We start from the raw sequence: 26,851 nt of genomic DNA, 5'->3' as shown, positions 1-26,851 counted from the left end.
TACCCTGGAGCGGTGCGTAGCGGGGACGTCATCGCGGGCCGGTACCGGCTGGAGGACACGGTCGGCGCGGGCGGCATGGGCGTCGTCTGGCGGGCCACCGACCTGGAGCTGCGGCGGGTCGTGGCGCTCAAGCGGACCGCCGACGGCGAACAGCTGCGCAGAGAGGCCAGGATCGGCGCGGGGCTGCAGCACCCGAACGTGATCGCCGTGTTCGACGTCGTGGTCGAGGACGGCGTGCGCTGGCTGGTCATGGAGTACCTGCCCGCGCGCAGCCTCGCGGACATCCTGCGCACCGACGGGCCGCTCACCCCCGCGGGCGCCGCGCACGTCGGCGCGCAGATCGCCGCCGCGCTGTCGGCCGTGCACGCGCGCGGCATGGTGCACCGCGACATCACCCCGGCGAACATCCTGGTCACCGAGGACGGCACGGCGAAGCTCGCCGACCTCGGCATCGCGATCTGGTCCGAGGTCACCCTGACCGGGTCGGCGCAGAGCCCTGGCACCCCCGGCTTCCTCGCCCCCGAGGTCGCGCGCGGCGGCGCCGCCACGCCCGCGGCCGACCTGTACGCGCTCGGCGTGACGCTGTCCGCGGCCGTCGAGGGCGCCGGGGACAGCGCGGCGCTCGCCGGCGTGCTGGCCGACCTGACCGCCGAGACCCCGTCGCGGCGGCTGACGGCCGACGCGGCGGCGGGCAGGCTCGGCAAGCTCGCGGGCGGGGCGGCCGCACCCCGCCGCCGTGCCAGCCGGCTGGCACTCCTCGCCGTCGGCGTCGTCGTGGTGCTCGTGGCCGGGCTGGTCCTCGTGCCGAGGTACCTGTCGGAAGGCGCCGGGAGCGACGACGCAGGTGCCGGGGCGGGCACGGCCGCGCCACCGGCGCCGGGCACGCCGGCACCCCGGCGCGAGGTGCCCGGCGCGGGGAGCGCGCGGCTGCTGTACGGCCTGAGCGGCGGCGCCAACCTGGCGCAGGCGAGCGAGCTGGTGCGGGAGAGCCCGGTCCGGATGGTCACCACCACGTTCCACCAGCCGAAGGACATGGAGACGCTGAACACCTGGCGCACGACCGTGGTGCCGGACGCGTACCGGAAGGGGTTCGCCCTCCACCTGATCGTCGCGAGCTGGCTCGACGAGGACAACCCGGAGGTACCGGTCGACACCCCGTACGGCCCGGGGTGCGGCCGCGCCGAGCCGTTCACCGGCCGGTTCCTCGACGACATGCGCTCGCTCGCGCGCGTCTTCTCGGGCCCCGCCGACGGCCCGCCGCTGTACGTCACGGTGTTCCACGAGGTCAACACGTTCGCCTGCGGCGACGACGGGTACTACGACAACTCGACCGCCACGCGGGCGTACTACCGCGCGCTGAAGGACCGGTACCTGGAGATCAGGAACGTCTTCCACGCCGGGGCGCCGAACGCGCGGGTCGGCATCGGGTGGCAGGCGTGGCAGTCCGACGTCGACGACGACCCCGAGCTGGGCGGCGGCGTGTCCATGTTCGACAACTTCGCCGACGTGATGTCCGTGTCGGACTTCGTCTCGGTGCTGTGCCGGGAGCCGGAGGGCAACGTCGAGGACGTCCGGCTGACCGTCGCGGAGCTGGGCAAGTACGCGCCGGTCATGCTCGCGGCCTACGCCAACAAGGACGTCCCGCCCGACGTCGTCGACAGGGACCTGCGTGCCCTGCTCACCGACGCGTCGATCGCGGCACTCGTCGACGACGGCCTGTTCGCGTGGAACTTCAACCGGGAGAGCGTGATCATCGAGGCGGGCAGGCCGACGTACGAGTTCGTCATGGACGTCGTGCGCAGGACCGGCCGGGAGCCTTAGCGCAACGGCAGCTTCATCCCGACGTGGCTGGCGACGAAACCGAGGCGCTCGTAGAAGCGGTGGGCGTCCTTCCGGCTGGCGTCGGTGGTGAGCTGGACCATGGCGGCGCCGCGTTCGCGCGCGGTGTCGACCGCCCACTGGATCATGCGCGCGCCCAGCCCGCCGCCGCGTTGGTCGGACCGCACGCGGACCGCCTCGATCAGCGCACGCGTTGCGCCGAGGCGGGACAGGCCGGGGATGAACGTGAGCTGCAGGGTGCCCACGACCTCGCCGTCCGCGTCGGCGACCGCGAGGAACTGCCTCGGGTCGGCGTCGATCTCCGTGAACGCCCCGGCGTAGGCCGCGTCGCCGGGCCGCTCCCGCTGCGCGCCGAGCGGGTCGTCGGCGAGCATCGCCACGATCGCGGGCACGTCGTCCGCCGTCGCCCTCCTGATCTCGATGTCGGTCACGGGGGTATTCAAACAGCCGGCGGCCGGCGCCCGGCGAGCACGGACGGACACGCGCACCTGGGCCGACCTCCACACATCACCCCGGCACACGCGGCAGACTAGAAGACCGCAGGGCGTGTGCCGGGGTGCTGGAGGGAGCAGAGGCGTGTACAAGGTGTTCGAGGCCCTCGACGAGCTCGTCACGATCCTCGAGGAGGCGCGTGGCGTTCCGATGACCTCGAGTTGCGTCGTGCCACGCGGTGACATCCTCGAACTGCTCGACGAGGTCCGCGACGCGCTCCCCGGCGAGGTCGACGACGCGCAGGACGTGCTCGACCGCAAGGACGAGATCATCGGCGCGGCCGAACACCAGGCCGAGCAGACCATCAGCAAGGCGAACCTCGAGGCCGAGCAGACGCTCGCCGAGGCCCGCGCGGAGGCCGAGCGGCTGGTCGCCGAGGCGCAGGCACACGCCGACCGGCTCGTGCAGGACGCCCGCAACGAGGCCGACCGGACGGTCGCGGCCGGGCAGGCCAAGTACGACGACCTGGTCGGCCGCTCCCAGGTGGAGGCCGACCGGATGATCCAGGCAGGCCGCGAGTCCTACGAGCGCTCGGTCGAGGACGGCCGCATCGAGCAGGCCAGGCTCGTCTCCGAGACCGAGGTCGTGCAGGCCGCGCACCTGGAGTCGGCGAGGATCCTGGACGCGACCGCCGACGAGGTGACCCGCCAGCGCGGCGAGTGCGACGAGTACGTGGACGGCAAGCTCGCCGAGTTCGCCGACCTGCTGTCCCACACGCTGCGCACGGTCAGCAAGGGGCGCGCGCACCTGCGTGGCGGTGGCATGGGCATGCCGCCCGCCGCGCCACCGGTTCCGCAGCCGGAACCGGCCGTCCCGTTCGATTACTCCGCCTGACCCGCGTACCCTGGTCAGGCACACCCGCGAGTCGCGGGAATCTTCCTAGCACAGGGACGTTGAAGTTCGTCATGTCCGAACAGCGGAACAGCCCGTGGGTCGTCGACACCAGGGAGCTGGGCAGGCGGCCGGGTCTCTCGCGCAAGCTGGAGCGGGTCGTCGAGGCGCCCGCCCCCATCGGCGTCGAGGGCGTCATCACCGTGCCCAAGGGCGCGCAGGTCGAGCTGGACGTGCTCCTGGAGTCGGTCGTGGAGGGCGTGCTCGTCTCGGGCACGGCCGTCGCGCCGGTGGCGGGGGAGTGCGCGCGCTGCCTCGACCCGATCTCCCCGGACGACCACGACGTGTCGGTCGAGTTCACCGAGCTGTTCGCCTACCCGGACAGCATCACCGAGGAGACCACCGACTCCGACGAGGTCTTCCGCCTGGTCGACGATAAAGTCGATCTTGAACCGGTGGTGCGCGACGCGATCGTGCTCGCGCTCCCGGCGGCGCCGCTGTGCCAGGAGGACTGCGCGGGACTGTGCCCGGACTGCGGTGGTAGGTGGGCCGATCTCGGTCCCGATCACCGGCATGAGACGATTGACCCTCGGTGGGCCGCGCTCACGGAGCGGTTCCGCACGGATCGGGACGCCTGAGGCGACCGTCGATCCACCACCAGGAAGCATTGAAGGAGAACTAGTCGTGGCCGTCCCCAAGCGGAAGATGTCGCGTTCCAACACGCGCTCGCGCAGGTCGCAGTGGAAGACCAGCGCTGTCCACCTGGTGGAGTGCTCGAACCGCGCCTGCCGCAAGCCCAAGCCCCAGCACGTCGTCTGCCCGAGCTGCGGCCAGTACGGCGGTCGTCAGGTCACCGAGCCGGCCTGATCCACGGCACGGTGAGGGTGGTAGGCCACTGTGGGGGGTAGAGCGGCGCGGGGTCCGACGGCCGACCCCAGGAAGCTGCTCGAAGCGCTCGGCGTCGAACTGGACGCCGAGCTGCTGAAGCTCGCCATGACGCACCGTTCGTACGCGTACGAGAACGGTGGCCTGCCACCGAACGAGCGGCTGGAGTTCCTCGGCGACGCGGTGCTGGGCCTCGTGGTCACCGACCACCTGTACCGCACGCACCCGGAGATGCCGGAGGGCCAGCTCGCGAAGCTGCGGGCGAGCGTGGTGAACATGCACGCGCTCGCCGGCGTGGCCCGCGGCCTCGGTGACGAGGGGCTCGGCGCCCACCTGCTGCTCGGCAAGGGCGAGGAGCTGACCGGCGGCCGGGACAAGGCGAGCATCCTCGCCGACGGCATGGAGGCCGTGATCGGCGCGGTGTACCTCGCCCACGGCATCGACGTCGCGCGGGAGCTCGTGCACCGGCTGTTCGACCCGCTGCTCGCGGAGGCGCCGCTGCTGGGCGCCGGCCTGGACTGGAAGACGTCGCTGCAGGAGCTGACGGCGTCGGCGAGCCTCGGCGTGCCCGAGTACCGCGTCCAGGAGGAGGGCCCCGACCACCGCAAGGAGTTCACCGCCACGGTGATCGTCGCGGGCCAGGACCGGGGCAGCGGCGACGGCACCACCAAGAAGGAAGCCGAGCAGAAGGCCGCCGAGGCGGCCTGGCGCACGCTTTCGGAGATCATCAAGGCCGGCGAGCAGCAACAGCAGCGCGGCAAGGGTGCCTGAGCTCCCCGAGGTCGAGGTCGTCCGGGCCGGTCTCGACGGGCACGTCACGGGCCGCACCATCACCGAGGTCGAGGTCCTGCACCCGAGGGCGATCCGCAGGCACCTGCTCGGCCCGGCCGACTTCACCGGCAGGCTCGCGGGCCGCACCATCTCGGCGGTCCAGCGGCGCGGCAAGTACCTGTGGCTGGAGCTGTCCGACGAGAGCAACCCGGACCTCGCGCTGATCGCCCACCTCGGCATGAGCGGGCAGATGCTGGTGCAGCCGGCCGGCGCGCCCGACGAGAAGCACCTGCGCGTCCGGTTCTCCTTCCGCGACGGCGGCCCCGAGCTGCGGTTCGTCGACCAGCGCACGTTCGGCGGGTTCCTCGTCGACGACCTCGTGACCGTCGACGGCGCCCGGCTGCCCTCTGCGATCGCGCACATCGGCCGCGACCCCATGGACCCGGCGTTCTCCGTGTCGGCCGCGGTGTCCGCGCTGCGGCGGAAGAAGACCGAGCTGAAGCGGGCCCTGCTCGACCAGACGCTGGTCTCGGGCATCGGCAACATCTACGCCGACGAGGCGCTGTGGCGGGCGAAGCTGCACTGGACCCGCCCGACCGAGAAGCTGACCACGGCCAAGGCCACCGAGGTGCTCGCCGCCGCCACCGACGTCATGCGGGAGGCGCTCGGCCAGGGCGGCACGTCCTTCGACGCGCTGTACGTCAACGTCAACGGCGAGTCCGGCTACTTCGACCGGTCGCTCGCGGTCTACGGCCAGGAGGGGTTGCCGTGCAGGCGGTGCGGCACGGCGATCCGGCGTGAGCCGTTCATGAACCGTTCGTCGTACTTCTGTCCCCGCTGCCAGCGCCGGTCCCGTTCGTGAGGCCGCTCTGGCGGTTGATGCCCTGCCAGCAGCGGTCCGTGCCACCCTCCATGACCGGCAGGTAGTTGCCGTTCTCGTCGCGCGGGATCTCGCCCAGCTCCTCCAGGCCGAGCGGACGGCCCGGCAGCGAGTCGTAGGCGAGGAACCGCAGCAGCCCGTCGAGCACCAGCTCCAGGTGGCGGTGGCTCAGCCGGTGGTTGTCCTCCGGTGAGATCGCGACCGGCAGCGGTGGCGTCATCCTGATCATCAACAGGCCGATGTCGCCCGACCCGACGTCGGGCCGCAGCGACCCCTCGTCGTGCGCGGCCTGCACGACCGCGGCGAGCCCGCTCTGCGACGCGTCGCGGGCGGCCACCAGTTCCTCGTCCATCAGCACCCGCTCGGCGAGCATCGGCATGACGACCCCGATGCGCAGGTCGATCGCGTCGTGCAGGTAGCGGGCGAGCGCCGTGAACGCGTCCGGCTCCTCGGCGAGCGCCGCCGCCGCGGCGGCGGCCGACTGGGTGAGGATGTCGAGCGCGACCTGGCGGAGCAATACCGTCCGGTCTGGAAAATGGCGGTAGAGCGTTGCGATGCCGACGCCCGCACGGCGCGCGATCATTTCCAGTGGCACCGTCGCTCCCTGCTCAACCATGAGGTCAACGGCGGCGCGAAGGATCTGCTCGCGGTTGCGGAGGGCATCCGCACGCGTGCGGCGAGGCTTAGGGATGTCGTTCATTGATCCCTTATCCGGAGGCGATTCCTTCGTTTAACCACGGTAGACCGTCCTGACCTTGAGTACTAGTTGCCGAAACAACTGATTCCCCGCCAAAGGTCACATATTCGACATCCTGTCTGCTATTTGTCCAGATGTCGGGCGCATCACCGCACGCGTGAAGAAGCCGTCAACGTCCCACCACCGCGCCCGCCCGCCGGGCAGTCTGTTCGTGGCGCACACTTGCCGTGCGCATCCGGTTCATGGACAAGGGGCGGGCAGGCGTGACGAAAGTGCTGGTCGTCGACGACGAGCCGCAGATCGTGCGTGCGTTGCGGATCAACCTGGCGGCACGCGGCTACGAGGTGTCGACGGCCGCGAGCGGCGAGGAGGCGCTGCGGGTCGCGGCCGCCGCGCACGCCGAGGTCGTGGTGCTGGACCTCGGTCTGCCGGACATCGACGGCGTCGACGTGATCGAGGGGCTCCGCGGCTGGACGAACGTGCCGATCATCGTGCTCTCGGCCCGCACCGACTCCGGCGACAAGGTCGCGGCACTGGACGCCGGCGCCGACGACTACGTGACGAAACCGTTCGGCATGGACGAGCTGCTCGCGCGGCTGCGCGCCGCGGTCCGGCGCGCGTCGACCGCGCCGACCGGCGAGGAGGCCGTGGTCGAGACGCAGGCGTTCACCGTGGACCTGGCGGCGAAGAAGGTGATCCGCGACGGCGCCGAGGTGCACCTGACGCCGACCGAGTGGGGTGTGCTGGAGCTGCTGGTGCGCAACCGGGGCAAGCTCGTCGGGCAGAAGCAGCTGCTCCAGGAGGTGTGGGGGCCGTCGTACGCGTCGGAGACGCACTACCTGCGCGTGTACCTGGCGCAGCTGCGGCGCAAACTCGAACCGCAGCCGTCCCGGCCGCGTCATTTGCTCACCGAGGCCGGTATGGGATATCGCTTCGAGCCGTGAAAGCGACCCTTCAGTGCGTGGTGCTCGACTGTCCCGACGACGAGGAACTGGCGCGGTTCTACCACGCGCTGCTCGGCGGTGAGGTCAACCGCCCGGACCGCCGCTGGTCCCTGGGCGGCGGCTGGTCGACGCTGCACCTGCCGACCGGGCTCGTGCTGTGCTTCCAGCGGGTGGCCGACCACCGCCCACCACGCTGGCCCGACCCCCGGTACCCGCAGCAGTCGCACCTCGACCTCGGCGTCGCGGACCTCGACGCCGCACACGAGGAGGCCGTGGCGGCGGGCGCCACCCTGCTCGACGACGCGCAGCGCAGCTGGCGGGTGTACGCCGACCCGGCGGGCCACCCGTTCTGCCTGGTGCGGGAGGCGGCGGCATGACCGTCCTGCGGATGGACAACGTCGGCATCGTCGTCGAGGACCTCGACGCCGCCGTCGCGTTCTTCGTCGAACTCGGCCTGGAACTCGAGGGCCGGATGCCGGTCGAGGACGAGTGGGCGGGGCGCGTCGTCGGCCTGGCCGGCGCGCGGAGCGAGGTCGCGATGGTCCGCACCCCGGACGGCAACGGCAAGCTGGAGCTGATGAGCTACCGCCATCCCGCCGCGGTCGGCGCGGGTCAGCGCCCGCCGGTCAACACGGCCGGGTTGCACCGCGTCATGTTCGCCGTCGACGACCTCGAGGACGTGCTCGCGAGGCTGCGCCCCCACGGCGCCGAACTCGTCGGCGAGGTGGTGCGCTTCGCGGACATGTTCCTGCTCTGCTACGTCCGCGGCCCGGAGGGCATCGTCGTCGGCCTGGCCGAACCGCTGACGTGAGACGTCACGTGCGGCGCTGGTCTTTGCCTTGTGGTGGTTTCGCCGTCTTGGGTGGTCCCCGTTCTGGGTTGTCCCGTCCTGGGTTGTCCCCGTCCTGGGTGGTGTCCTCGCCGGACGGGCGTCCTCGCCGGAGGGCGTCCTGCCGGACGGGCCTCCTCGCCGGAGGGGCTGGTCTCCGGGATGGCGGGGGTCTTGCACGGGGTTGGGTTGGCAAGGACTGGTGTCCGTGGCTGCCTGCCATCCCGTCGACCTCCCGCCGGGCTATCACACCGCGTCAAGGGGGCCCGGCGGCTTTGGGCACGTGGTGCTTTGGGTTCGGGCCCCCTTGACCCGGTGTGATCGGGCTTCGCCAGGTCGACGGGATGGCAGGCACCCCTTACGGGGTTGATGGGGCTTCGCCTCGCTTCGCGGGGTTCGGGCGCTGCGCGCCCGGCATGCTGGGGTCGGCTCCCGCCAGGAGACCTCCGGCGGCGGGTGCGAGCTGGGCAAACCCGCGCTCAGTAGCCGAAGTCCTGGACCCAGTAGAAGCCGTTGCGGTCGAGGCCCACGCCGATGGCGTTCAGGTCGCAGTTGAGGATGTTGCGGCGGTGGCCGTCGGAGTCCATCCACATCTGCATGACCTGCTCGGCGGTCTGGGCGCCGCGGGCGATGTTCTCCGCGCCCGGGCTCGGGTAGCCGGCGTTGCGGATGCGCTGGTCGAAGGTCCTGCCGTCCTGCGAGTCGTGGGAGAAGTAGTCGTTCTTCGACATGTCCTCCGCGTGGTCCTGGGCCGCCGCGGTGAGGCGGTCGTCGACCTTGACCGGGCCGCAGCCCTCGTCGGCGCGGAAGGCGTTCACGAGACTCACGACCTGGTCCTCGGCGGTGCCCGTCGCGGCGGGGGGCTGCGCGGGTGCCGGCTCCTCGGTCGTGGTCTCGGGCGGGGGAGCGGGGGCCTTGGTGGTCGACGACGTCGTGGGCGGGGTGGTCGTCGTCGTGGTCGGGGCGGCGGACGTCGGCGGGGTCGTCGTGCCGGGGGTCGGGCGGACCAGGTCGCCGGGCGGGGCGGCGACGACGTGCTCGTCGCTGAGGCCGATCCGCAGGTCCTCGGACTGGCCCGCGGACGACTGCGCGGTGGTCGACGCGAGGACCGACGCGGTACCGGCGACGAGGGCACCCGCGAGGACAGCCGTCAGGGTGGGTAACACGGGTCTCCGTGTACGGGGCGTTGCCACGGCGCGGAAACGTACCACGATCGGTTGAACTTGATAACAGAAGAGTGACGATTGGCCGACAAAACAGCACGAAAAACGGCCCGCCGGGGGATTCCCAGCGGGCCGTTCTCGGACTGTGAACGAGTGGCGCTCAGGAGGTGGCGGAGCCGCCGCCCGAGCTGCTGCCTCCCGGCGGGTCCGACGGCTCCGTGGGCGGGGTCGTCGTGGTGGTCGTCGTGGTGGTGGTCGTCGTTGTCGTGGGCTTCGACGTCGTCGGCTTCGGCGTCGTCGGGCGCGGCGTGGTCGGGCGCGGGGTCGTCGGGTCCTGTGTCCGCGTCGGGTCCGTCGGGTCGTCGTCCGCCGGGGTGTCGCCGTCCGTGGTGGTCGTCGTGGTCTTCTTCGTGGTGGTCGTCGTGGTCGTGGACGACGACGAGCCGGACGACGACGTGGTGGTCACGTACGTGCTGCTGTCGTCGGACGTCGTGTCCGTCACCTCGATGGAGTCGCCCGGCCCACCGGGCTGCGCCTCGCCGGGCTGGCCACCCGCGAGCATCGCCACCGTCGCGAACGCGGTCGACACGACCACGCCCGCCACGCCCAGGGCCAGGTACGGGGTGCGGCGCAGGGCGCCGCCGCCGTCGGCGGGCGGTGCCTCGTCCATCCGGTCATCTGGTCCGAGCATCCGCGAAGCCCTCCTACGAAATCGCTGCGCGACCGATCGGTCACTGCAGGCAGCGCATCACAGCGCGGTAACTTATCAGCCTTACCGAACGCGACATCGAACGAGCAGGAAACTCACTTTCCGTGGTTGACGAACAAGTCCGGATGACGGCCTGGGTACACGGTCGGGTGCAAGGCGTCGGGTTTCGCTGGTGGACCCGCAGTCGTGCCGCCGAGCTCGGCCTGCGCGGGTGGGCGAGCAACCTGGCCGACGGCCGCGTCGAGGTCGTCGCGGAAGGTCCCAGGAAGGACTGCGAAAGCCTCCTGGCACTGCTCCGCGGCGGCGCCACGCCCGGCCACGTCGACCTGGTGGTCGAGCGGTGGTCGGACGCCAAGGGGAATGTGATCGGGTTCGCGGAGCGGTAGGCCGCGACCTGCCTGAACCTTTCCGCCGGACGTCGCGTATGACTGGTGCGTGGGGAACACCCCGGACCAGGAAGACGAGCTCATCCGCGAGCTCTACAGCCGCTACCGCCGGCCGCTCTACGGCTACGTCCTGCGCGCGGTCGGTGGCGACCACCAGTACGCCGAGGACGTCGTGCAGGAGACGCTGCTCCGCGCGTGGCGCAACAGCGACACGCTGAGCCCCGAGCACGCGGGGCCGTGGCTCTACACGGTCGCCCGCAACCTCGTCGTCTCCGGCTACCGCAAGCGCAGCGCACGGGTGGACGAGGTGCCGATCCTGGAGCGGGACTGGCCGCGCCCCACCGACGACTTCGACCGCGTCCTGCAGGGCTGGCAGGTGGCCGAGGCCATGCGGGCGCTGTCCGCCGACCACCGCGCGGTGATCGGGGAGCTGTTCTACCGCAGGCGGACCATCGCCGAGACCGCCAAGGTCCTCGGCGTCCCGCCGGGCACCGTGAAGTCGCGTTCGTTCTACGCGTTGCGCGCGCTGCGCGACGCGCTGGAGGAGAGGGGGGTGACCGAGCCGTGACCTGCCCGCACACGATGACCTTGGGCGTCTACCTGCTCGGCGCCCTCGAACCGGCCGAGCGTTCCGCGTTCGAGTCGCACCTCTCCTACTGCGACATGTGCCGCACGGAGCTGGTGCGCCTCTCGCCGCTGCCCGGGCTGCTGAACCAGATCACGCCGGAGGACTTCGCGGACGACCTGCCGCCGACGGATGTGGCGGGCGCGCCGGTCCTCACCCAGGCCCAGCCGGTCACCGAGCCGGCGCCACCGGCCCCGCTCCCCGAGCCGCGCGCCGACACGCCGGTGCGGACGCCGTCGGACACGCCGGGGCCGGGCCGGCCGAGCCGCTACTGGCGGGTCGCCGCCGCGGCCGCCGCGGTCGTGGTGCTCGCGGTCGCGGGTGTCTTCGGGTGGGGCGCGCTGCGCCAGCCACCGCCCGCCGAGGGGGTCACGTGGAGCGTCGAGGCGGGGTCGACGAGCGTGCAGGCGCGGCTCGTCGAGCACGAGTGGGGCACCGAGATCCAGTCCGAGATCCACGGCCTTCCCCCAGGTCGGGAGTGCTATCTGAAGGTCTACGACCACTACGGCAAGTGGGAGGTCGCCGGCTGGTGGGGCACCGACCACGACCCGGCCGCGGAGATCCCGGCGAGCACCTCGATCCAGCGGAGCAAGATCGCGAAACTCGAGTACCTGCTCGACGACAAGGAGACGGTGGTCGCGACCATCCAGGCGCCCGGCCGGTAGCGACTCGGGTGCCACCTCCCACGTAGTCGATCGACCCACGGGTACCCTCGGACGGATAGAGCGGCCAATCCGCGGCTGAGAGGGCCGGAGTCTCGTGCATTTGAAGAGCCTCACGCTCAAGGGCTTCAAGTCGTTCGCCTCGGCGACCACGCTGCGTTTCGAACCCGGGATCACGTGTGTCGTCGGCCCGAACGGCTCCGGCAAGTCCAACGTGCTCGACGCGCTGCGCTGGGTCATGGGCACGCAGGGCGCGAAGGACCTGCGCGGCGGCAAGATGGAGGACGTCATCTTCGCCGGCACCGCGGGCCGCGCCCCGCTCGGCCGCGCCGAGGTCAGCCTGACCATCGACAACTCCGACGGCGCGCTGCCGATCGAGTACACCGAGGTGTCGATCACCCGCCGGATGTTCCGCGACGGCGCGAGCGAGTACGAGATCAACGGCAACTCCTGCCGCCTGATGGACATCCAGGAGCTGCTCTCCGACTCCGGCATCGGCCGGGAGATGCACGTCATCGTCGGTCAGGGCCAGCTGTCGCAGATCCTCGAGTCGAAGCCGGAGGAGCGCCGGGCGTTCATCGAGGAGGCCGCCGGTGTCCTCAAGCACCGCAAGCGCAAGGAGAAGGCGCTGCGGAAGCTCGACGCGATGCAGGCCAACCTCACCCGGCTCACCGACCTGACCGCCGAGCTGCGCCGCCAGCTCAAGCCGCTGGGCAAGCAGGCCGAGATCGCCCGCAAGGCCCAGGCCGTGCAGGCCGACCTGCGGGACGCGCGGCTGCGCCTGCACGCCGACGACCTGGTCACCCAGCGCGCGGAGATCGCGAAGGACGCCGCCGACGAGGCCGCCGCCCGCGCCCGCCGCCACGAGGTCGAGCAGCTGCTGGAGGTCGCCGACGCGAAGCAGACCGCGCTGGAGGACCAGCTCGCGGCCGACGCGCCACGCCTCGCCGCCGCGCAGGACACCTGGTACCGGCTCTCCGCGCTGGAGGAGCGGCTGCGCAGCACCGTGCGGCTCGCGGTCGAGCGGGAACGGCACCTGTCGGCCGCCGTCGACCTGTCGTCGAGCGGGCCCGACCCCGAGGAGCTGGAGGCGGAGGCGGAGGAGACCGCCATCCGCGAGGCCGAGCTGGGCGAGCACGTCGAGATCGCCAGGGGCATGCTCGGCGAGACCGCCGAGCGGCGCGCCGAGCTGGAGGAGCAGGTCCGGGCCGCCGAGAAGGCGCACATGGCCGCCGTCCGCGCGGTCGCCGACCGCCGCGAGGGCCTCGCGCGCCTCGCCGGCCAGGTCGAGGCGCTGCGCAGCAAGACCAACGCCACCGCGGAGGAGATCGAGCGGCTCTCCACGGCGCTCGCCGAGGCCACCGAGCGGGCCGAGCTGGCCGCCGTCGAGCTGGCCGAGGCGCAGGAGGAGACCGGCATCGAGGACTCCGGCGACGCCGGCCTCGCCGACCGCCACCAGCGTGCCGTCGAGGCGCAGAAGGCGGCGCAGGCCCGGGTCGAGGAGCTGGTGCGGGCGGAGCGGACCGCCGAGAAGGACATCGCGTCGTGGAAGGCACGCGTCGACGCGCTGTCGATGGGCCTGAACCGCAAGGACGGCGCGGGCGTGCTGCTCGCCGCCGGGGACCGGCTGCCGGGCCTGCTGGGGTCGGTCGCCGCGCTGCTGACCGTCGAACCGGGCGCCGAGGCCGCGCTGGCCGCCGCGCTGGGCCCGGTCGCGGACGCGGTGGCGGTCGCGACCGGCGACGACGCCGTGGCCGCGCTCGAACTGCTGCGCGGCTCCGACGCGGGCCGCGCGGGGATCGTCGTCGGCGGTTTCGGCGAGCACGACCGGTCCGGCTGGCCTTCCCTGCCGCACGGCGCGCGCTGGGCCGTCGACCTGGTGCGGGCCCCGGAGGCGCTGCGGCCCGCGGTCGCGAAGGCGCTTGACCGGGTGGCGGTCGTCGAGTCGCTGCCGATCGCGCGGCTGATCGTCGACGCGCACCCGTCGGTTCGGGCCGTCACGCACGACGGGGACGTGCTCGGCGCGCACTGGGCGGTCGGCGGCACCACCAGCACACAGAGCGTGATCGAGGTGCAGGCCGCGGTCGACGAGGCCAACGAGAAGCTCGCCGCCGCGGAGGCCGCCGCCGAACGGGCGTCGGCCGCGCTGGCCGGTGCCCGCGCCGAGGCGACGGCCCGCATGCAGGAGGCGCAGGCCTCCGCCGAGGCCAGGAACGAGGCGAAGGTCCGCGCCGCCCGGTCCGCCGAGCGGCTGTCCAGCCTGCGGTCGGCGGTGCGGTCCGCGCAGGCCGAGGCCGAGCGGGTGCAGAACCAGCGGGCCAAGGTCGAGCAGGCGCGGGAGGAGGCGCTGGTCAAGCTCGCCGAGCTGGAGGAGCGCCTCGCCATCGCCGAGGACGAGACCGTGCTCGAGGACGAGCCGGACACCGCCGAGCGCGACGAGGCCACCGCCGCGCTGGCCGCCGCCCGCCAGCAGGAGATGGACGCACGCCTGTCCCTGCGCACCGCCGAGGAGCGGCACCGCGCGCTCTACGGCAAGGCCGAGGAGCTGCGCCGCGCCGCCCGTGCCGAGCGGGAGGCCCGCGAACGGGCGCAGCGCGCGATGGCACAGCGGGCCCACGGCGCCGCCGTGGCACGTGCGGTCGTCGAGAACGGTGAGCTGGCGCTGGCGCGGATCGCGCAGTCGCTGCAGGCCGCGGCCCGCGAACGCGACACCGTGCAGGCCGAGCGGTACGACCGCGAACGGGTGCTGCAGGAGGTCCGCAACCGGGTCCGCGAGCTGTCGACCGAGCTGGAGAAGCTGACCGACGCCGTGCACCGCGACGAGGTGCTGCGTGCCGAGCAGCGGATGCGCCTCGAACAGCTCGAGACGAAGATCGCGGAGAGCTTCGGCATCGGCCTGGACGACCTGGTCGCCGAGTACGGCCCGGACGTGCCGGTGCCGCCGTCCCCCGCGGAGATCGCCGAGTACGAGGCCGCCAAGGAGGCCGGCGAGACCGTCAGCGAGCCGCAGCCGATCCCGTACCAGCGGGCGGCGCAGGAGCGGCGGGCCAAGCGCGCCGAGCGCGACCTGACGTTGCTGGGCAAGGTGAACCCGCTCGCGCTGGAGGAGTTCGCGGCCCTCGAGGAGCGGTACAAGTTCCTGTCGACGCAGCTGGAGGACCTGAAGGCGACCCGGCGCGACCTGCTGACGGTCGTCAAGGAGGTCGACGACAAGATCCTCGAGGTGTTCACGTCCGCGTACCACGACGTGGCCCGCGAGTTCGAGACCGTGTTCGCGACGCTGTTCCCCGGCGGCGAGGGCCGCATGATCCTCACCGAGCCGGAGGACATGCTGACCACCGGCGTCGACGTGGAGGCCCGCCCGCCCGGCAAGAAGATCAAGCGGCTGTCGCTGCTGTCCGGTGGCGAGAAGTCGCTCGTGGCGGTCGGCATGCTGGTCGCGATCTTCCGCGCCCGCCCGTCGCCGTTCTACGTGATGGACGAGGTGGAGGCGGCGCTCGACGACGCGAACATGCGCCGGCTGATCGGTCTGCTGCAGGAGCTCCGGCACAACTCGCAGCTGATCATCATCACCCACCAGAAGCCGACCATGGACATCGCCGACGCCCTGTACGGCGTCAGCATGCGCGGCGACGGCATCACGCAGGTGATCTCGCAGCGCATGCACGGCGAGGACAGCCCGAAGCCGAAACAGGTCGCCGAACCGGGACCGCAACCCCGGAGCTGACCGCGAAAACGCCCCCTTCCCGGCTCGGAAGGGGGCGTTTTCGCGTCGCTGTGTCAGGCAGCGGACGGGTTCGCGCCCGGTGCCGCCTTCGGCTCGGCGCGGTAGAGCAGGAAAGCGGCCACGCCGGACACGATCGCGGCGATCAGGCCGAGGAACAGCCCGAAACCCGGGGAGACGAACTCGCCGAGCGTGAGCAGCCGCAGCAGGATCAGCAGCGTGGCGACCCCGGCGAGGATGAGCCAGTTCAGCGACCGCCTCGGGACCTCGACACCGAAGTGCGGGAGGAGGACGACCACGGCGGCCGCCATCAGCAGCAGGATGGGGAACCAGCCGAGGAACGCCGCGCCCCACGCGCTCACGGACGTGTCGATGCCCATCGCGCCGAGCATGCCGCCGTCCCCGAGGTCCACCGAGGCCCAGGGGAAGAAACTGAAGATGAACGCTGCGAGGCCGGCACCGATGCCCGCCCATTCCAGGGTCGAAACCCGCTTGACATCGAACTCAGCCATCAGGAACACCGGTCTTTCGATCGAGAGCATTGGGGACCGTCCGAGAAGGACGATGACGACGAGCAAGTATGGAGCAACTTTGGCCTGGTGAAGTAACGGATGGGCATCAACTGAACAGGAGTGCCCGGTCGGTCACGGGGTGTCGCCCAAGCGGGCAGAAATGGGTTAGCGCGGAGTGGGTGCGGCGGTTAAGGATTTCGGACATGTATGACGTTCGCACCGCGACCCCGGCTGATCTGGAGGCCGTGATCGCACTGGTCGCGCGGCTCCAGCAGGACCCGGCGCACCGGATCGCCTTCCACGGCGAGACCGCGCGGGAGGTGGCGGAGGAACTGGCGGAGGTCGGGCCCGCGTGGCCCGCCTGCGCCGTCGTCGCCGTCGACCAGGGCGGTCGGCTGCGTGGCACGCTGACGGTCGAGGTCGACCCCGGGCAGCGACGGGCCTACCTGTACGGCCCGTACGTGGACGTGCCGGCCAACCACCCGGCCGCGGGCAACCTGTGGCAGGCCACCGCCGACGCGATGCTCACCCACGCCCACCGGCTGCCCGCGCTCGCGGGTGTGCGCACCCTCGAACTGTTCGGCCACCGCGACAACCGGCTGCTCGCCGACTTCGCCGACCGCCACCACTTCACCGTGGGCATCACCACCCGCTGCTTCACGCTCACCGCCGCCCCGCTGCGCAGCCTCCTCGTCCGGCACAGCCCCGACGACCGGGTGGTCCCGCTGCCGCCCGACCCGGCGATCCGCGCCGCCGTCGCCCAGCTCCACGACCGCTGTTTCCCCGGCGCGCCGACCACCGGCGCGCAGCTCGTCGCCGGCGAGCGGCACGCGGTGGTCGTGCTGGTGGGGGAGAAGGGGCTGCTCGGGTACGCGGGCGGGTACACGCAGGCCGAGGAGTACTACGTCGATGTCGTCGGCGTGAGCGAGGACGCGCGGTCGTGCGGGGTCGGCCGGTCGCTGGTGCGGCGGCTGCTCGGCGAGCTCGCGGCCCGCGACGGCGTCCGCGACCGGGCGGCGGCACTGATCCGGGCCGGGAACGACCCGTCGGAACGCATGTTCACCAAGCTCGGCTTCACGCTGGCCGAGCAGCTCGTCAGCTACCAGGCCGACCTGGCGGCCGCGATCGCACACCGACCGGCGTCCTGAGGTGGCCCGGCACTAGGTTGGGCGGATGACCGTCGACCCGGACGACCTCGACCTCGACGACCTCGATGACATCGACGACATCGAGGACCTCGCCGAACTGCTCGGCCTGCCGGAGCGGCTGCCCGCGCTGCGGGTGCCGCCGATCGCCGAGCTCGCCGCGGCGGCGCGGGAGAGCGAGCTGCTGCGGCGCGTCGGCGCGCTCACCGCGTGGGTGGGCGAACGGCGGCAGGTCACCGAGGACGGTGACCTGACCGAGGCGGACGCGGCCGAGGCGGCCGGGCTGCTCGGCGTCGACCCGGCGGAGCTGCTGCTCTGCTGGGAGGTGGCGCTCGCGACCGACCTGGTCGTGGTGTCCGAGGACGACGGCGAGGCCGACGCGAACCCGGACCTGTGGCCGACCGGCGACGACCTCGAGGACGTCGGCACGTGGACGGCCGCGTTCACGCAGACGCTGCCGAGCGTGGAGATCGACGCCGAGCTGGCGGGCGAGGAGGACCTCGAGTTCGACGGCCTCGGCTCGCTGGTGCTGCCGATGTTCCTGACCCGCTCGGCGGGCGTGCCGCTCCCCGACCTGCGTGCGATGGCCGCGGAGATCGCGACCGAGCACCTCGAGGACGACGCGCCGTGGGACGCGTGGCTCGCGGCCCACGGCGACCCCGTCGACGTGCTGCTGACGCGCCTGACCGGGCACGGCGCGGTGACGGTCGAGGACGACGTGGTCCGCCTGACCCCGCTCGGCATGCTCGCCATGCGGGAGGAGCTGGTGGAGGGCGGCATCGAGATCCCGATCCTGCCCGCGCTGCCGGACATGACGGCCGCGGACCTCCTGTCGGCCGTCGGCGGCCTCACCGACGCCGAACTCGCGGACCTCACCTCGGCGTGGCTGGCCAGGAACGAGGGGGCCGACCTCCTCACCGCGGCCGCCGACGCCCACCCGGAGGGCCGCGTGCACGCGATGACCGTGCTGGGCGACGTGGCCGGCACGCCGTGGGAGTCGGCGCTGGACAACGACGCGCTGCGCCCGTACGCCCTGGTGGCGCTGGGCCGCGCCCTCGAACCGGCGGACATCGCGTGGCTGGCGGTCGACCTGCTCGCCGCGACCGCCGACCAGCTGGGCGCGTACGACGAGGACGCGGTCGAGGAGATGTTCGGGTCGGTGGTGCCGGCCGGCCAGGAGCAGGAGGTCCTGGCCGCCGCGTGGCGCATCCCGCACCCGGAGACCTACGAGGTCCTCACCCTCATCGGCAACCACCACCCGGACAAGCAGGTCGCGAAGGCCGCCCGCACCGCGGCACACAAGGCCCGCTCGGCGAGCCAGTGACGGTGATCTGACGAAGAGGTCCGTCATCGGACGGGCGCGACCTCAGGCGGGCACCCGGGGCGGCCCGGATGTCCGCGAGCAGCCGCGGCGGGACGTGGTCGGATGGTCGAGGACCCGCAGCTCCGGGGTGGTCACGCGGCCGTCGCGGTGACGGCCTCCTCGGCGTCCGGGTCCGGCCGTCGCGGGTGGCGCAGGGCCAGCAGACCGCCGACGACCAGCGTCACGACGACCCCGAGCGGCGTGTACCACCAGCTGGTCAACGTCCGCACGCCCGCCGCGGGGACGGCCGCCGAGAAGTCGACGCGGATCGACGTCCACTCCGCGTACCCGTTGGCCACCGGGTCGGCCGCGGCCGACGGGCCGACGAACTTCACGCCGAGGATCACGAACGTCATCACCGCGATCGTCACGACGAACGCGACCACGGCGTCGAACTGCCTGGCCCGCTTGACGATCAACCCGAGCAGGAACGCGCCGAGCAGCGCACCGTACGTGTAGCCGGTGATCCCGAGCGCCTGCACGACGATCGGGTCGGCCGTGGTCCGGTTGGCCGTCGCGAACAGGCCCGCGCACACGATCAGCAGGCCCGCCCACACGACGGTCCAGATCCGGCCCAGCCGCAACCGGTCGCCGTCCGACAGGGTCCGGCGCGAGATCCGCTCGTACACGTCGGTCACGGTCGCCGACGCGAGCGCGCCCAGCGACGACGACAGCGCGGCCGCGAGGATGCCCGCGATCACGAACCCGGACAGCCCGGACGGCAGCTCGGTCACGATGAAGTTCGCGAACAGCTCGTCCTTGTTGCCCAGGCCGAGACCGCCGTCGGCGGCCGGGTCCGTCGGCACGGCCGCGGCGTAGAACGCCCACATCATCACGCCGATGAACAGGAAGAACGCGAACTGGAAGAACACCACGACGCCGCTCGCGACCAGCGCCTTCTGCGACGCCCGCACGTCCCGGGTCGACATGAGCCGCTGCACGATCAGCTGGTCGACACCGTGGGAGGCCATCGCGAGCAGAGTGCCGCCGAAGAACGCGGCCAGGAACGGGAAGCCGCCGGTCAGCGGGTCGGAGGAGAAGTCGAACAGCTGGAACTTCGACGCGTCCACGGCGTCCCCGAACCACCCCGACGGCAACGCGTTCGCCAGCGCGACGACCACGATGACGCCGCCGAGGACGTACCAGAGCATCTGGATCGCGTCGACCCACACGACCGCCCGCACCCCGCCGACGAACGTGTAGAACACCATCGCGATGCCCAGCACGATCACGATCGCCCAGTACGAGGCGTTGACGCCGTACGCGGCGAGCACCACCTTGATCGGGATCGCGGTGGCGAACAACCGGATGCCGTCGGCGAGCAGCCGCGTGAACTGGAACGTCACCGACGCGGTCGCCCGCATGCCGTTGCCGTACCGCTGACCCAGGAACGCGTACGCCGTCACCAGGTCACCCGCGACGTAGCGCGGCAGCAGCACGAACGACACGATGATCCGCCCGACGATGTAGCCGAGCGCGAGCGTCAGGTACGTCATGCCGCCCGCCGACGGCGGCGCGAGGTAGGCCACCACGGGGACCGACAGCACGGTGAGCGTCGAGGTCTCCGCCGACACCACCGACAGGCACACGACCCACCACGAGATCTTCTTCTCACTGACGAAGTAGTCGGTCGACGACTTCTGCCGCCCGCCGATCAGGACGCCGAGCAGGGGCATCCCGACCAGGAAGATCACGATGATCGCGACGTCAAGCGCGCGCATGGGTCTCTCCCACCTTCTCGGTGTCGTTGTCACGGTCACGCACGCGCAGGTGCGTGACCTGGGTTGCCGCGGGTGCGGGCAGCAGCAGGGGACCGCTGCCCGGGGTGACGGTGCCGAGCAGCCGGGCGCCGCGGGCGCCGGTGGTGCCGGTCGTGTCGGCGGGCGAACCCGCCCAGGTCAGGAAGCCGAGCAGCGCCGTCAGGTACGCCTCCTTGGCGTCCGACGGCAGGCCGAGCGCGTCGCTCGTGACGAGCGTGGCGGGGGCGAGCCGCCGTCGCAGCGCGGCCATCAGCGTCGGGTTGCGCACCCCGCCGCCGGAGGCGACCACCCTGGTCACGCCGTGCGCGGCGCACGCGTCGGCGACCGTGGCCGCGGTCAGCTCGACGAGGGTGGCGAGCAGGTCGTCGCCGGCGACGTGGCCGACCAGCTCCAGCGCCGAGGTGAGGTGGCCTTCGTGGAAGTGCTCCTTGCCGGTGGACTTCGGCGCGGCGAGCGCGTAGTACGGGTCGGCGAGCAGGATGTCCAGCAGTTCCGGCACGACCGAGCCCTGTGCGGCGAGGTCGCCGTCGACGTCCTGGTGCCACACGCCGCCGGAGATCATCCGCGCGGCCGCGTCGAGCAGCGCGTTGCCGGGGCCGGTGTCGAACGCGAGCGCGGGCTCGCCGGGCGCCACCACGGTGATGTTGGCGATCCCGCCGATGTTCAGCGCGGCGGTGGTCTCCGCGCCGTCCCGCAGCCACAGCTGGTCGAGGACGCCGGCGAGCGGCGCGCCGTGGCCGCCCGCCGCGATGTCGCGGGCCCGCAGGTCGGACACGACGGGGAGGCCGGTCGCCTCCGCGATCCACGCGGGCTGCCCGAGCTGCAGCGTGCCGAGCGCGCGGTCGCCCTCGACCCAGTGGTAGACGGTCTGGCCGAGCGAGGCGACCAGGTCGGCGCGGCCGTCGGCGAGCGTCGCGAACGCGTGGGCCGCGGCCGCCGCGAACGCCTGCCCGACGGCGGTGTCGAGCTTGCAGACCTGCTCGGCGGTCGTCTGGTTCGGCGGCAGCACGCCGAGCAGCGCGGTGCGCAGGTCGGCCGGGAACGGCAGCTCGGTGTGCCCGACGGGCAGCAGCTCGACGGTGGCACCGGCCAGCCGCAGCTCGGCGACGGCCACGTCCACGCCGTCCATGGACGTTCCGGACAGCAGTCCGATCACCCGGCACGAAGTCACGTGCTTGTGGCTACCGACAGCGCTTCGGCCGCGCAAGACGTGAGGTTAGTTCTTGACCAAATCGATGTCCACAGTGGTTGAGTCTTGGCGGTTGAAGGTATAGACCAGGGCGATAATGTGTCACCCTGCTGTCGGGGGCGGGTTCTCCAGCGGCAACGTCGCCATGACCACGAGGAGCGAGCATGACCAATTTTTCGGCAGATTGGAGCAGGAGGAACTTCCTGCGGGGGGCACTCGCCACGGGTGCGCTCGTGCTGCCGGGGACCGGATTCCTCGCCGGATGCGCCACCTCCGGCGGCGGTCAGGAGCAGACCGAGGGTGAGAAGTCCGCCGACAACCCGCTCGGTGTGCCGACCGACCAGCCGATCGAGATCTACATCTTCAACGGCGGGTTCGGTGACAAGTACGCCACCGACATCCACGAGCCGATGTACAAGGAGAAGTACCCGAAGGCGGAGATCAAGCACAAGGCCGAGGTCGACATCGCCGGTGCGCTCCAGTCCCGCTTCGTCGGCGGCAACCCGCCGGACTTCGTGAACGACTCCGGTGACGGGCAGATCCCGCTCGGCCAGCTGGTGTCCGACGACCAGCTGTACGACCTCACCGACCTCTTCGACGCGCCCAGCTGGGACGACCCCGGCAAGAAGGTGCGCGACACCCTGGTCCCCGGCGCGATCGAGCAGGGCACGTTCGGCGACAAGCCCTACGTCATGCACATGGCGCTCACGGTCTTCGGCCTCTGGTACAACAAGGCGCTCTTCGACAAGAACGGCTGGACGCCGCCGAAGACGTGGCAGGACATGCTGGACCTGTCCAAGGACATCAAGGCCGCGGGCGTCGCGCCGTGGGCCTACCCGGGTGTCCACTCCCGGTACATGGCGTGGGCGCTGCTCACGATGGCCGCCAAGCTGGCGGGCAAGGACATCCTGAAGGACATCGACAACCTGAAGGAAGGCGCCTGGCAGCACGAGGCCATCAAGGAGTCGGCCAACGCGCTCCAGGGCCTGCGCAAGTCCGGGTACTTCCTGGCCGGTGTCGAGGGCATGGACCACATCCAGGCTCAGAAGGCGTGGAACGACGGCAAGGCCGCGTTCTACCCGTGCGGCTCGTGGCTGGAGAGCGAGCAGAAGGACGTCACCCCGGCGGACTTCCAGTTCGCGTACACGCCGGAGCCGCTGCTGTCCGACAGCGCGGCGATGCCGTTCGAGGCGCTCCAGGCGTCCCCCGGCGAGCCCTACGTCGTGCCGAAGCAGGCGAAGAACCCGCGCGGTGGCCTCGAGTACATGCGGATCATGCTCTCCAAGGAGGGCGCGAAGGGCTTCACCGAGCAGGTCTCCAGCCTCACCGTCGTGCAGGGCGCGGCGGACGGCGTCAAACTGCCCACCGGTCTCACCTCGGCGAGCACGGCCCTGTCCGCGGCGGGCGACAACGTCATCAGCTGGATGTACAACACCTGGTACGGGAAGATGTGGAACCCGGGCATCAACACCCAGCTGGGTGACCTGCTGACCGCGCGCAAGTCGGTCGACGAGTTCTGCGCGGGCATGGAGGCGGAGGCCAAGGCGGTCCGCGACGACGACTCCATCACGAAGTACACGCGTTAGCGGTGGCGCGTAAGCAGGCTGTGCGCGGGCGGGCCTCGAAACCGGGGCCCGCCCTTCAGCACGGCAAGTACCTGTTCATCGTGACGTTCCTGCTGGTGCCGGTGGGCATCTACGGGATGTTCGTGGTGTCCCCGTACCTGCAGGCGATCTACATCTCGCTGACGGACTGGACGGGTCTGACGGCGGACCAGGAGTGGGTCGGCTTCGACAACTACGTGAAGCTGTTCAACGACGCCCAGTTCCTGGTGGCGTTGAAGAACAACGTCATCCTGCTGCTCGTCGTGCCCGCCGTGACCGTCCTGCTGGGACTGTTCTTCGCGTCGATGCTGAACGTCGGCCGGCGCGGCCGGTCCGGCATCGAGGGCGTGCGGGGCTCGTCGGTCTACAAGATCGTGTACTTCTTCCCGCAGGTGCTGTCGGTGGCGATCGTCGGCGTGCTGTTCAAGTACGTCTTCGCGCCGACGGAGGCGGGCGGCATCCTCAACGGGTTCCTGCGCGCGGTCGGCCTCGACGCGCTCGCCATCCCGTGGCTCGGCGACCCGGACTTCGCGTTCTGGTGCGTCGTGCTGGTGATGATCTGGTCGTTCGTCGGGTTCTACGTGGTGCTGTTCTCGGCGGCGATGCAGTCCATCCCCAAGGACATCTACGAGGCGGCGCTGCTCGACGGCGCCAGCCGGTACACCACCTTCCGGCACGTCACGCTGCCGCTGGTGTGGGACACCGTGCAGGTCGGCTGGGTGTACCTGGCGATCCAGGCCATGGACGCGTTCGCGTTCGTCCACATCATGCTGGGCATCGCGGGCGGCCCGTCCCGTGCCGGCGACGTGCTCGGCGTGGCGCTGTACCGCACGGCGTTCAACGACTACCGGTTCGGCCAGGCGTCCGCGCTCGGCGTGGTCCTGCTGGTCCTGACGCTGATCGTCGCGGTGCTGTTCCTGCGGGTGGCCAGGCGTGAGCGGGTGGAGCTGTCATGACGACGACGGTCGAACGTCCGGTCGCCCCCGCCCCGGCGCCCCGGCGCACGGGCACGGGGGCTGGCACGGGCGCCCTCAACCTGCTCAACGGCGGGTTCCTCCTGTTCTGGGGCCTGCTCACGGTGTTGCCGCTGCTGTGGGCGATCGTGTCGTCGTTCAAGACGAACACGGAGTTCCTGTCCGACCCGTGGGGCCTGCCCGCGGTGGCGAGGTTCGACAACTTCGCGCGGGCGTGGACGGTCGCGAACATCGGGCAGTACTTCGTCAACAGCGTGATCGTGGTCGTCATCTCGGTGCCGCTCACCATGCTGCTGGGCGCCATGGCCGCGTACGTGCTGTCGCGGTACGTGTTCCCCGGCAACCGCGTCATCTACTTCGCGTTCGTCGGCGGGATGATCTTCCCGCTGTTCCTCGCGCTGGTGCCGCTGTTCTTCGTGGTGCGCAACCTGGGCACGATCCCGGTGGTCGGCGAGTTCCTGGGGCTGAACAGCCTCGTGTCGCTGTCGCTGGTGTACGTGGCGTTCTCGATGCCGTTCACGGTGTTCTTCCTGACCGCGTTCTTCCGCACCCAGCCGACGTCGATCGCGGAAGCGGCCATCGTGGACGGTTGCTCGCACTTCGGGCTGTTCTTCCGGATCATGCTGCCGATGGCCAGGCCGGGCCTGATCAGCATCGGGCTGTTCAACGTGCTGGGGCACTGGAACCAGTACGTGCTGCCGGTGGTGCTGATGAACGACCCGGAGAAGAAGGTCCTCGCGCAGGGCCTGGCGTCGCTGGCGATCAACCAGGGGTACCGCGGTGACTGGACGGCGTTGTTCGCCGGTCTGGTGATCGCGCTGCTGCCGGTGCTGATCGTCTACGTCCTGTTCCAGAAGCAGGTGCAGGCCGGGCTCACGGCAGGCGTGCTGAAGTAGTCACGGGGCCGGCCGCGCGGCGAGCCCCGCTGCGCGGCCGGCCCTCAGAAGCGGTAGCGGGTCTGACCGAAACGCCCGACGCCCTTGGTGAAGGCGAACGCGACGACCGGCTCGATCCGGAACACCACCGCGCCGCCGCCCGCGTGCCGGAACATGCCGTCCGCGACCTCGTAGGTCCAGAAGCTGCCGTACTTCGCGGTCCAGGCGGTGGCCAGCTCACGGAGCACGGCGTCGTCGGCCACCCGGCGGGCGGTGCCCTCGATCACCACGTCCACCCCGGTCCAGTGCTCGTTCTTGCCGGTGGTCAGCACGCACCACGGGTTGGCGGCGAGGTTGCGGGCCTTGCGCTCGTCCGGGCCGGTGCCGATGTGCGGTGCACCGTCGTGCCAGACCGCGGGCAGCGGGGTGACGTGCGGTCTGCCGTCCGGCCGGACCGTGGACAGCCAGCACAGCTCCGCCCGCACCACCAGTTCCCACGCCTCCGGCCACGGGAACGCCTCGGTGATCTCGCTGTACCGCGGGTCGAGTTCGGTAACGGGTGTCATCGGTCACTCCTGTCTCGTGCGGTGTCGTGCCCGTGTTGGACCCGGCAGGCCGGCAAAACTCATCGCCGCTGACACCGCCGTCGTGGGGTGATGCGAGGATGGCGGCGTGTCGAGCACCGTGATAGTGATCATCGTCGCCGTAGTCGTGCTGCTCGCGCTCGCCGTGGTCGCGGGCGTGGTGCTGAACCGGCGGCGGCGGATCAACCTGACGGAGAAGCCGCAGGTCGAGGAGAAGCCCGCCAAGGGTGGCTACCAGGCGGGCAGCGGCATCAGCTTCACACAGGGCGGGCCCAAGACGGCCGCCCCGCCGAAGAAGCCGGAGCCAGAACCCGAGCCCGAGCCGGTCACGGAGCCGGCGCCGGTCGAGGAGGTCGCGCCCGAGGAGGCCGAGGCCGCCGTCGAGGCGGGCCCCGAGGTCGTCCCGGCCGAGCCCGCGATCGTCGACGAGGTCGCGCCGGTCGAACCGCCCGCCCCGGTCGAGGAGATCGAGCCCACCGCGGGCAGGCTCGAGCGGCTGCGCGGCCGTCTCGCCCGTTCCCGCTCCGCCTTCGGGCAGGGCCTGCTCGGCCTGCTGGGCGCCGGTGACCTGGACGAGGACTCCTGGACCGAGGTCGAGGACACCCTCCTGCTCGCCGACCTGGGCGCCGCGACCACCACCGAGATCGTCGAGCGGCTCCGCGAGGAGCTGGTCAGCCGCAAGGTCCGCACCGCGGACGAGGCCCGCACGCTGCTGCGTGAGGTGCTCGTCGACGCGCTGCACCCCGAGATGGACCGGTCCGTCCGCGCGCTCCCGCACGAGAACAACGGCACCAAGCTGCCCGCGGTCGTGCTGGTCACCGGCGTCAACGGCACCGGCAAGACCACCACCACCGGCAAGCTCGCCCGCGTGCTGGTCGCCGACGGCCGCACGGTCATGCTCGGCGCGGCCGACACGTTCCGCGCCGCCGCCGTCGAGCAGCTCGCCACCTGGGCCGAGCGGGTCGGCGCCGAGGTCGTCCGCGGCAAGGAGGGCGCCGACCCGGCCGCCGTCGCGTTCGACTCCGTCAAGCGCGGCGTCGAGACCGGCGTGGACGCGGTCCTCGTCGACACCGCGGGCCGCCTGCACACCAAGACCGGCCTGATGGACGAGCTGGGCAAGGTCAAGCGGGTCGTCGAGAAGCAGACGAAGGTCGACGAGGTCCTGCTGGTCCTCGACGCCACCACCGGCCAGAACGGGCTCACGCAGGCACGCGTGTTCGCCGAGGTCGTCGACATCACCGGCATCGTGCTCACCAAGCTCGACGGCACCGCGAAGGGCGGCATCGTCTTCCAGGTGCAGCGCGAGCTGGGTGTGCCGGTCAAGCTGGTCGGCCTCGGCGAGGGCGCCGACGACCTGGCGCCGTTCGAGCCGGGCGCGTTCGTCGACGCGCTGCTGAACTGAGGGGGC

General features: G+C 71.6%; 27 protein-coding genes. 19 read left to right on the top strand and 8 right to left on the bottom strand.

Features of this window, described 5'->3' with window-relative positions; genetic code table 11:
• Window positions 1-12: 12 nt before the first annotated feature.
• The gene (locus ACYQ77_RS33340; RefSeq protein ID WP_459718439.1) at window positions 13-1,821 is read left to right on the top strand and encodes a protein kinase domain-containing protein; all 1,809 of its coding nucleotides are present in this window, start codon (window positions 13-15) and stop codon (window positions 1,819-1,821) included.
• Here the strand turns inward: ACYQ77_RS33340 and ACYQ77_RS33335 are convergent.
• Window positions 1,818-2,261, bottom strand: coding sequence for an N-acetyltransferase family protein (locus ACYQ77_RS33335; protein WP_459718562.1), 444 nt, complete (start codon window positions 2,259-2,261; stop codon window positions 1,818-1,820). The two genes, ACYQ77_RS33340 and ACYQ77_RS33335, sit on opposite strands and share 4 nt — an antisense overlap.
• A 154-nt stretch (window positions 2,262-2,415) precedes the next feature.
• On the opposite strand from ACYQ77_RS33335, the gene ACYQ77_RS33330 reads away from it, so the two are divergent.
• The 5 genes from ACYQ77_RS33330 to mutM all read left to right on the top strand — a co-directional run bounded on the left by ACYQ77_RS33330 (window position 2,416) and on the right by mutM (window position 5,680).
• Window positions 2,416-3,165, top strand: coding sequence for a DivIVA domain-containing protein (locus tag ACYQ77_RS33330; RefSeq protein ID WP_459718437.1), 750 nt, complete (start codon window positions 2,416-2,418; stop codon window positions 3,163-3,165).
• A gap of 71 nt (window positions 3,166-3,236) precedes the next feature.
• On the top strand, window positions 3,237-3,800 hold the full coding sequence (locus ACYQ77_RS33325; protein ID WP_459718434.1) for a YceD family protein: 564 nt from the start codon (window positions 3,237-3,239) through the stop codon (window positions 3,798-3,800).
• 46 nt (window positions 3,801-3,846) lie between these two features.
• Window positions 3,847-4,029, top strand: coding sequence for a 50S ribosomal protein L32 (gene rpmF / locus ACYQ77_RS33320; protein WP_459718431.1), 183 nt, complete (start codon window positions 3,847-3,849; stop codon window positions 4,027-4,029).
• A 30-nt stretch (window positions 4,030-4,059) separates the two neighbouring features.
• Window positions 4,060-4,818, top strand: a complete 759-nt coding sequence (gene rnc / locus ACYQ77_RS33315) for a ribonuclease III (protein ID WP_459718428.1) — start codon at window positions 4,060-4,062, stop codon at window positions 4,816-4,818.
• Entirely contained in the window at window positions 4,811-5,680 is an 870-nt protein-coding gene (gene mutM, locus ACYQ77_RS33310; protein ID WP_459718425.1) for a bifunctional DNA-formamidopyrimidine glycosylase/DNA-(apurinic or apyrimidinic site) lyase, read from the top strand. Before rnc ends, mutM begins: the two co-directional genes overlap by 8 nt.
• Here the strand turns inward: mutM and ACYQ77_RS33305 are convergent.
• Window positions 5,625-6,398, bottom strand: a complete 774-nt coding sequence (locus tag ACYQ77_RS33305; RefSeq protein ID WP_459718422.1) for a TetR/AcrR family transcriptional regulator — start codon at window positions 6,396-6,398, stop codon at window positions 5,625-5,627. The two genes, mutM and ACYQ77_RS33305, sit on opposite strands and share 56 nt — an antisense overlap.
• A 239-nt stretch (window positions 6,399-6,637) precedes the next feature.
• Between ACYQ77_RS33305 and ACYQ77_RS33300 the strand changes: the two genes are divergently transcribed.
• From ACYQ77_RS33300 to ACYQ77_RS33290, 3 genes are read left to right on the top strand one after another with little or no spacing between them, the layout of a single operon-like run.
• Window positions 6,638-7,339 carry a response regulator gene (locus tag ACYQ77_RS33300; RefSeq protein WP_459718560.1) on the top strand — a complete coding sequence of 234 codons (702 nt, stop codon included), beginning with the start codon at window positions 6,638-6,640 and terminating at the stop codon, window positions 7,337-7,339.
• Window positions 7,336-7,716 (top strand): VOC family protein, encoded by a 381-nt coding sequence (locus ACYQ77_RS33295; RefSeq protein ID WP_459718419.1) that lies wholly within the window; start codon window positions 7,336-7,338, stop codon window positions 7,714-7,716. The genes ACYQ77_RS33300 and ACYQ77_RS33295 overlap by 4 nt, the downstream gene beginning before the upstream one ends.
• Window positions 7,713-8,150, top strand: coding sequence for a VOC family protein (locus tag ACYQ77_RS33290; RefSeq protein WP_459718416.1), 438 nt, complete (start codon window positions 7,713-7,715; stop codon window positions 8,148-8,150). Before ACYQ77_RS33295 ends, ACYQ77_RS33290 begins: the two co-directional genes overlap by 4 nt.
• A 497-nt stretch (window positions 8,151-8,647) precedes the next feature.
• On the opposite strand, the gene ACYQ77_RS33285 is transcribed toward ACYQ77_RS33290, so the two are convergent.
• Window positions 8,648-9,334 (bottom strand): CAP domain-containing protein, encoded by a 687-nt coding sequence (locus ACYQ77_RS33285; RefSeq protein WP_459718414.1) that lies wholly within the window; start codon window positions 9,332-9,334, stop codon window positions 8,648-8,650.
• Between the two features lie 157 nt (window positions 9,335-9,491).
• Entirely contained in the window at window positions 9,492-10,022 is a 531-nt protein-coding gene (locus tag ACYQ77_RS33280; RefSeq protein ID WP_459718412.1) for a hypothetical protein, read from the bottom strand.
• A gap of 122 nt (window positions 10,023-10,144) precedes the next feature.
• On the opposite strand from ACYQ77_RS33280, the gene ACYQ77_RS33275 reads away from it, so the two are divergent.
• From ACYQ77_RS33275 to smc, 4 genes are all read left to right on the top strand, one after another.
• Window positions 10,145-10,426, top strand: a complete 282-nt coding sequence (locus ACYQ77_RS33275) for an acylphosphatase (RefSeq protein ID WP_459718409.1) — start codon at window positions 10,145-10,147, stop codon at window positions 10,424-10,426.
• Between the two features lie 49 nt (window positions 10,427-10,475).
• Window positions 10,476-10,994, top strand: coding sequence for a sigma-70 family RNA polymerase sigma factor (locus ACYQ77_RS33270; RefSeq protein ID WP_459718407.1), 519 nt, complete (start codon window positions 10,476-10,478; stop codon window positions 10,992-10,994).
• A complete protein-coding gene (locus ACYQ77_RS33265; RefSeq protein WP_459718405.1) occupies window positions 10,991-11,716 on the top strand; it encodes an anti-sigma factor family protein in 726 nt (241 codons plus the stop codon). The genes ACYQ77_RS33270 and ACYQ77_RS33265 overlap by 4 nt, the downstream gene beginning before the upstream one ends.
• Window positions 11,717-11,810: 94 nt before the next feature.
• Complete coding sequence (gene smc, locus ACYQ77_RS33260) at window positions 11,811-15,440, top strand: chromosome segregation protein SMC (protein ID WP_459718404.1); 3,630 nt, start codon at window positions 11,811-11,813, stop codon at window positions 15,438-15,440.
• A 53-nt stretch (window positions 15,441-15,493) separates the two neighbouring features.
• On the opposite strand, the gene ACYQ77_RS33255 is transcribed toward smc, so the two are convergent.
• On the bottom strand, window positions 15,494-15,949 hold the full coding sequence (locus tag ACYQ77_RS33255; RefSeq protein ID WP_459718401.1) for a hypothetical protein: 456 nt from the start codon (window positions 15,947-15,949) through the stop codon (window positions 15,494-15,496).
• 68 nt (window positions 15,950-16,017) lie between these two features.
• Between ACYQ77_RS33255 and ACYQ77_RS33250 the strand changes: the two genes are divergently transcribed.
• Both ACYQ77_RS33250 and ACYQ77_RS33245 read left to right on the top strand, forming a co-directional pair.
• Window positions 16,018-17,097 carry a GNAT family N-acetyltransferase gene (locus ACYQ77_RS33250; protein WP_459718398.1) on the top strand — a complete coding sequence of 360 codons (1,080 nt, stop codon included), beginning with the start codon at window positions 16,018-16,020 and terminating at the stop codon, window positions 17,095-17,097.
• A 25-nt stretch (window positions 17,098-17,122) separates the two neighbouring features.
• Entirely contained in the window at window positions 17,123-18,418 is a 1,296-nt protein-coding gene (locus ACYQ77_RS33245) for a hypothetical protein (RefSeq protein WP_459718395.1), read from the top strand.
• A gap of 131 nt (window positions 18,419-18,549) precedes the next feature.
• Here the strand turns inward: ACYQ77_RS33245 and ACYQ77_RS33240 are convergent, their stop codons facing one another.
• Together ACYQ77_RS33240 and ACYQ77_RS33235 are read right to left on the bottom strand one after the other, a co-directional pair.
• Window positions 18,550-20,178: a sodium:solute symporter gene (locus ACYQ77_RS33240; RefSeq protein ID WP_459718393.1), complete on the bottom strand. Its 1,629-nt coding sequence runs from the start codon at window positions 20,176-20,178 to the stop codon at window positions 18,550-18,552.
• Window positions 20,165-21,346 carry an anhydro-N-acetylmuramic acid kinase gene (locus ACYQ77_RS33235; RefSeq protein WP_459718557.1) on the bottom strand — a complete coding sequence of 394 codons (1,182 nt, stop codon included), beginning with the start codon at window positions 21,344-21,346 and terminating at the stop codon, window positions 20,165-20,167. The genes ACYQ77_RS33240 and ACYQ77_RS33235 overlap by 14 nt, the downstream gene beginning before the upstream one ends.
• Window positions 21,347-21,570: 224 nt before the next feature.
• Between ACYQ77_RS33235 and ngcE the strand changes: the two genes are divergently transcribed.
• From ngcE to ACYQ77_RS33220, 3 genes are read left to right on the top strand one after another with little or no spacing between them, the layout of a single operon-like run.
• Complete coding sequence (gene ngcE, locus ACYQ77_RS33230) at window positions 21,571-22,992, top strand: N-acetylglucosamine/diacetylchitobiose ABC transporter substrate-binding protein (RefSeq protein WP_459718391.1); 1,422 nt, start codon at window positions 21,571-21,573, stop codon at window positions 22,990-22,992.
• A 2-nt stretch (window positions 22,993-22,994) separates the two neighbouring features.
• Window positions 22,995-23,966, top strand: a complete 972-nt coding sequence (locus ACYQ77_RS33225) for a carbohydrate ABC transporter permease (RefSeq protein WP_459718388.1) — start codon at window positions 22,995-22,997, stop codon at window positions 23,964-23,966.
• Window positions 23,963-24,880: a carbohydrate ABC transporter permease gene (locus ACYQ77_RS33220; RefSeq protein ID WP_459718385.1), complete on the top strand. Its 918-nt coding sequence runs from the start codon at window positions 23,963-23,965 to the stop codon at window positions 24,878-24,880. Before ACYQ77_RS33225 ends, ACYQ77_RS33220 begins: the two co-directional genes overlap by 4 nt.
• Before the next feature lie 44 nt (window positions 24,881-24,924).
• Here the strand turns inward: ACYQ77_RS33220 and ACYQ77_RS33215 are convergent, their stop codons facing one another.
• Window positions 24,925-25,425, bottom strand: a complete 501-nt coding sequence (locus tag ACYQ77_RS33215; protein WP_459718383.1) for a pyridoxamine 5'-phosphate oxidase family protein — start codon at window positions 25,423-25,425, stop codon at window positions 24,925-24,927.
• A gap of 106 nt (window positions 25,426-25,531) precedes the next feature.
• Here ACYQ77_RS33215 and ftsY point away from each other — a divergent pair, with 106 nt between their 5' ends.
• Window positions 25,532-26,845 carry a signal recognition particle-docking protein FtsY gene (gene ftsY / locus ACYQ77_RS33210; protein WP_459718381.1) on the top strand — a complete coding sequence of 438 codons (1,314 nt, stop codon included), beginning with the start codon at window positions 25,532-25,534 and terminating at the stop codon, window positions 26,843-26,845.
• The last annotated feature ends 6 nt before the right edge of the window (window positions 26,846-26,851 follow it).

It is taken from the genome of Actinophytocola sp. KF-1, from assembly GCF_054661535.1.
The sequence above is the reverse complement of the archived record's forward strand: the minus strand, read 5'-3'. Positions and strand labels throughout refer to the sequence as shown.

Coding starts and splice junctions, on each gene's coding strand:
- ACYQ77_RS33325 (WP_459718434.1), top strand. CDS start 3,237: ATGTCCGAACAGCGGAACAGCCCGTGGGTCGTCGACACCAGGGAGCTG.
- ACYQ77_RS33305 (WP_459718422.1), bottom strand. CDS start 6,398: ATGAACGACATCCCTAAGCCTCGCCGCACGCGTGCGGATGCCCTCCGC.
- ACYQ77_RS33300 (WP_459718560.1), top strand. CDS start 6,638: ATGGACAAGGGGCGGGCAGGCGTGACGAAAGTGCTGGTCGTCGACGAC.
- ACYQ77_RS33290 (WP_459718416.1), top strand. CDS start 7,713: ATGACCGTCCTGCGGATGGACAACGTCGGCATCGTCGTCGAGGACCTC.
- ACYQ77_RS33280 (WP_459718412.1), bottom strand. CDS start 10,022: ATGCTCGGACCAGATGACCGGATGGACGAGGCACCGCCCGCCGACGGC.
- ACYQ77_RS33255 (WP_459718401.1), bottom strand. CDS start 15,949: ATGGCTGAGTTCGATGTCAAGCGGGTTTCGACCCTGGAATGGGCGGGC.
- ACYQ77_RS33250 (WP_459718398.1), top strand. CDS start 16,018: ATGGAGCAACTTTGGCCTGGTGAAGTAACGGATGGGCATCAACTGAAC.
- ACYQ77_RS33245 (WP_459718395.1), top strand. CDS start 17,123: ATGACCGTCGACCCGGACGACCTCGACCTCGACGACCTCGATGACATC.
- ACYQ77_RS33240 (WP_459718393.1), bottom strand. CDS start 20,178: ATGCGCGCGCTTGACGTCGCGATCATCGTGATCTTCCTGGTCGGGATG.
- ACYQ77_RS33235 (WP_459718557.1), bottom strand. CDS start 21,346: ATGGACGGCGTGGACGTGGCCGTCGCCGAGCTGCGGCTGGCCGGTGCC.
- ngcE (WP_459718391.1), top strand. CDS start 21,571: ATGACCAATTTTTCGGCAGATTGGAGCAGGAGGAACTTCCTGCGGGGG.
- ACYQ77_RS33220 (WP_459718385.1), top strand. CDS start 23,963: ATGACGACGACGGTCGAACGTCCGGTCGCCCCCGCCCCGGCGCCCCGG.
- ACYQ77_RS33215 (WP_459718383.1), bottom strand. CDS start 25,425: ATGACACCCGTTACCGAACTCGACCCGCGGTACAGCGAGATCACCGAG.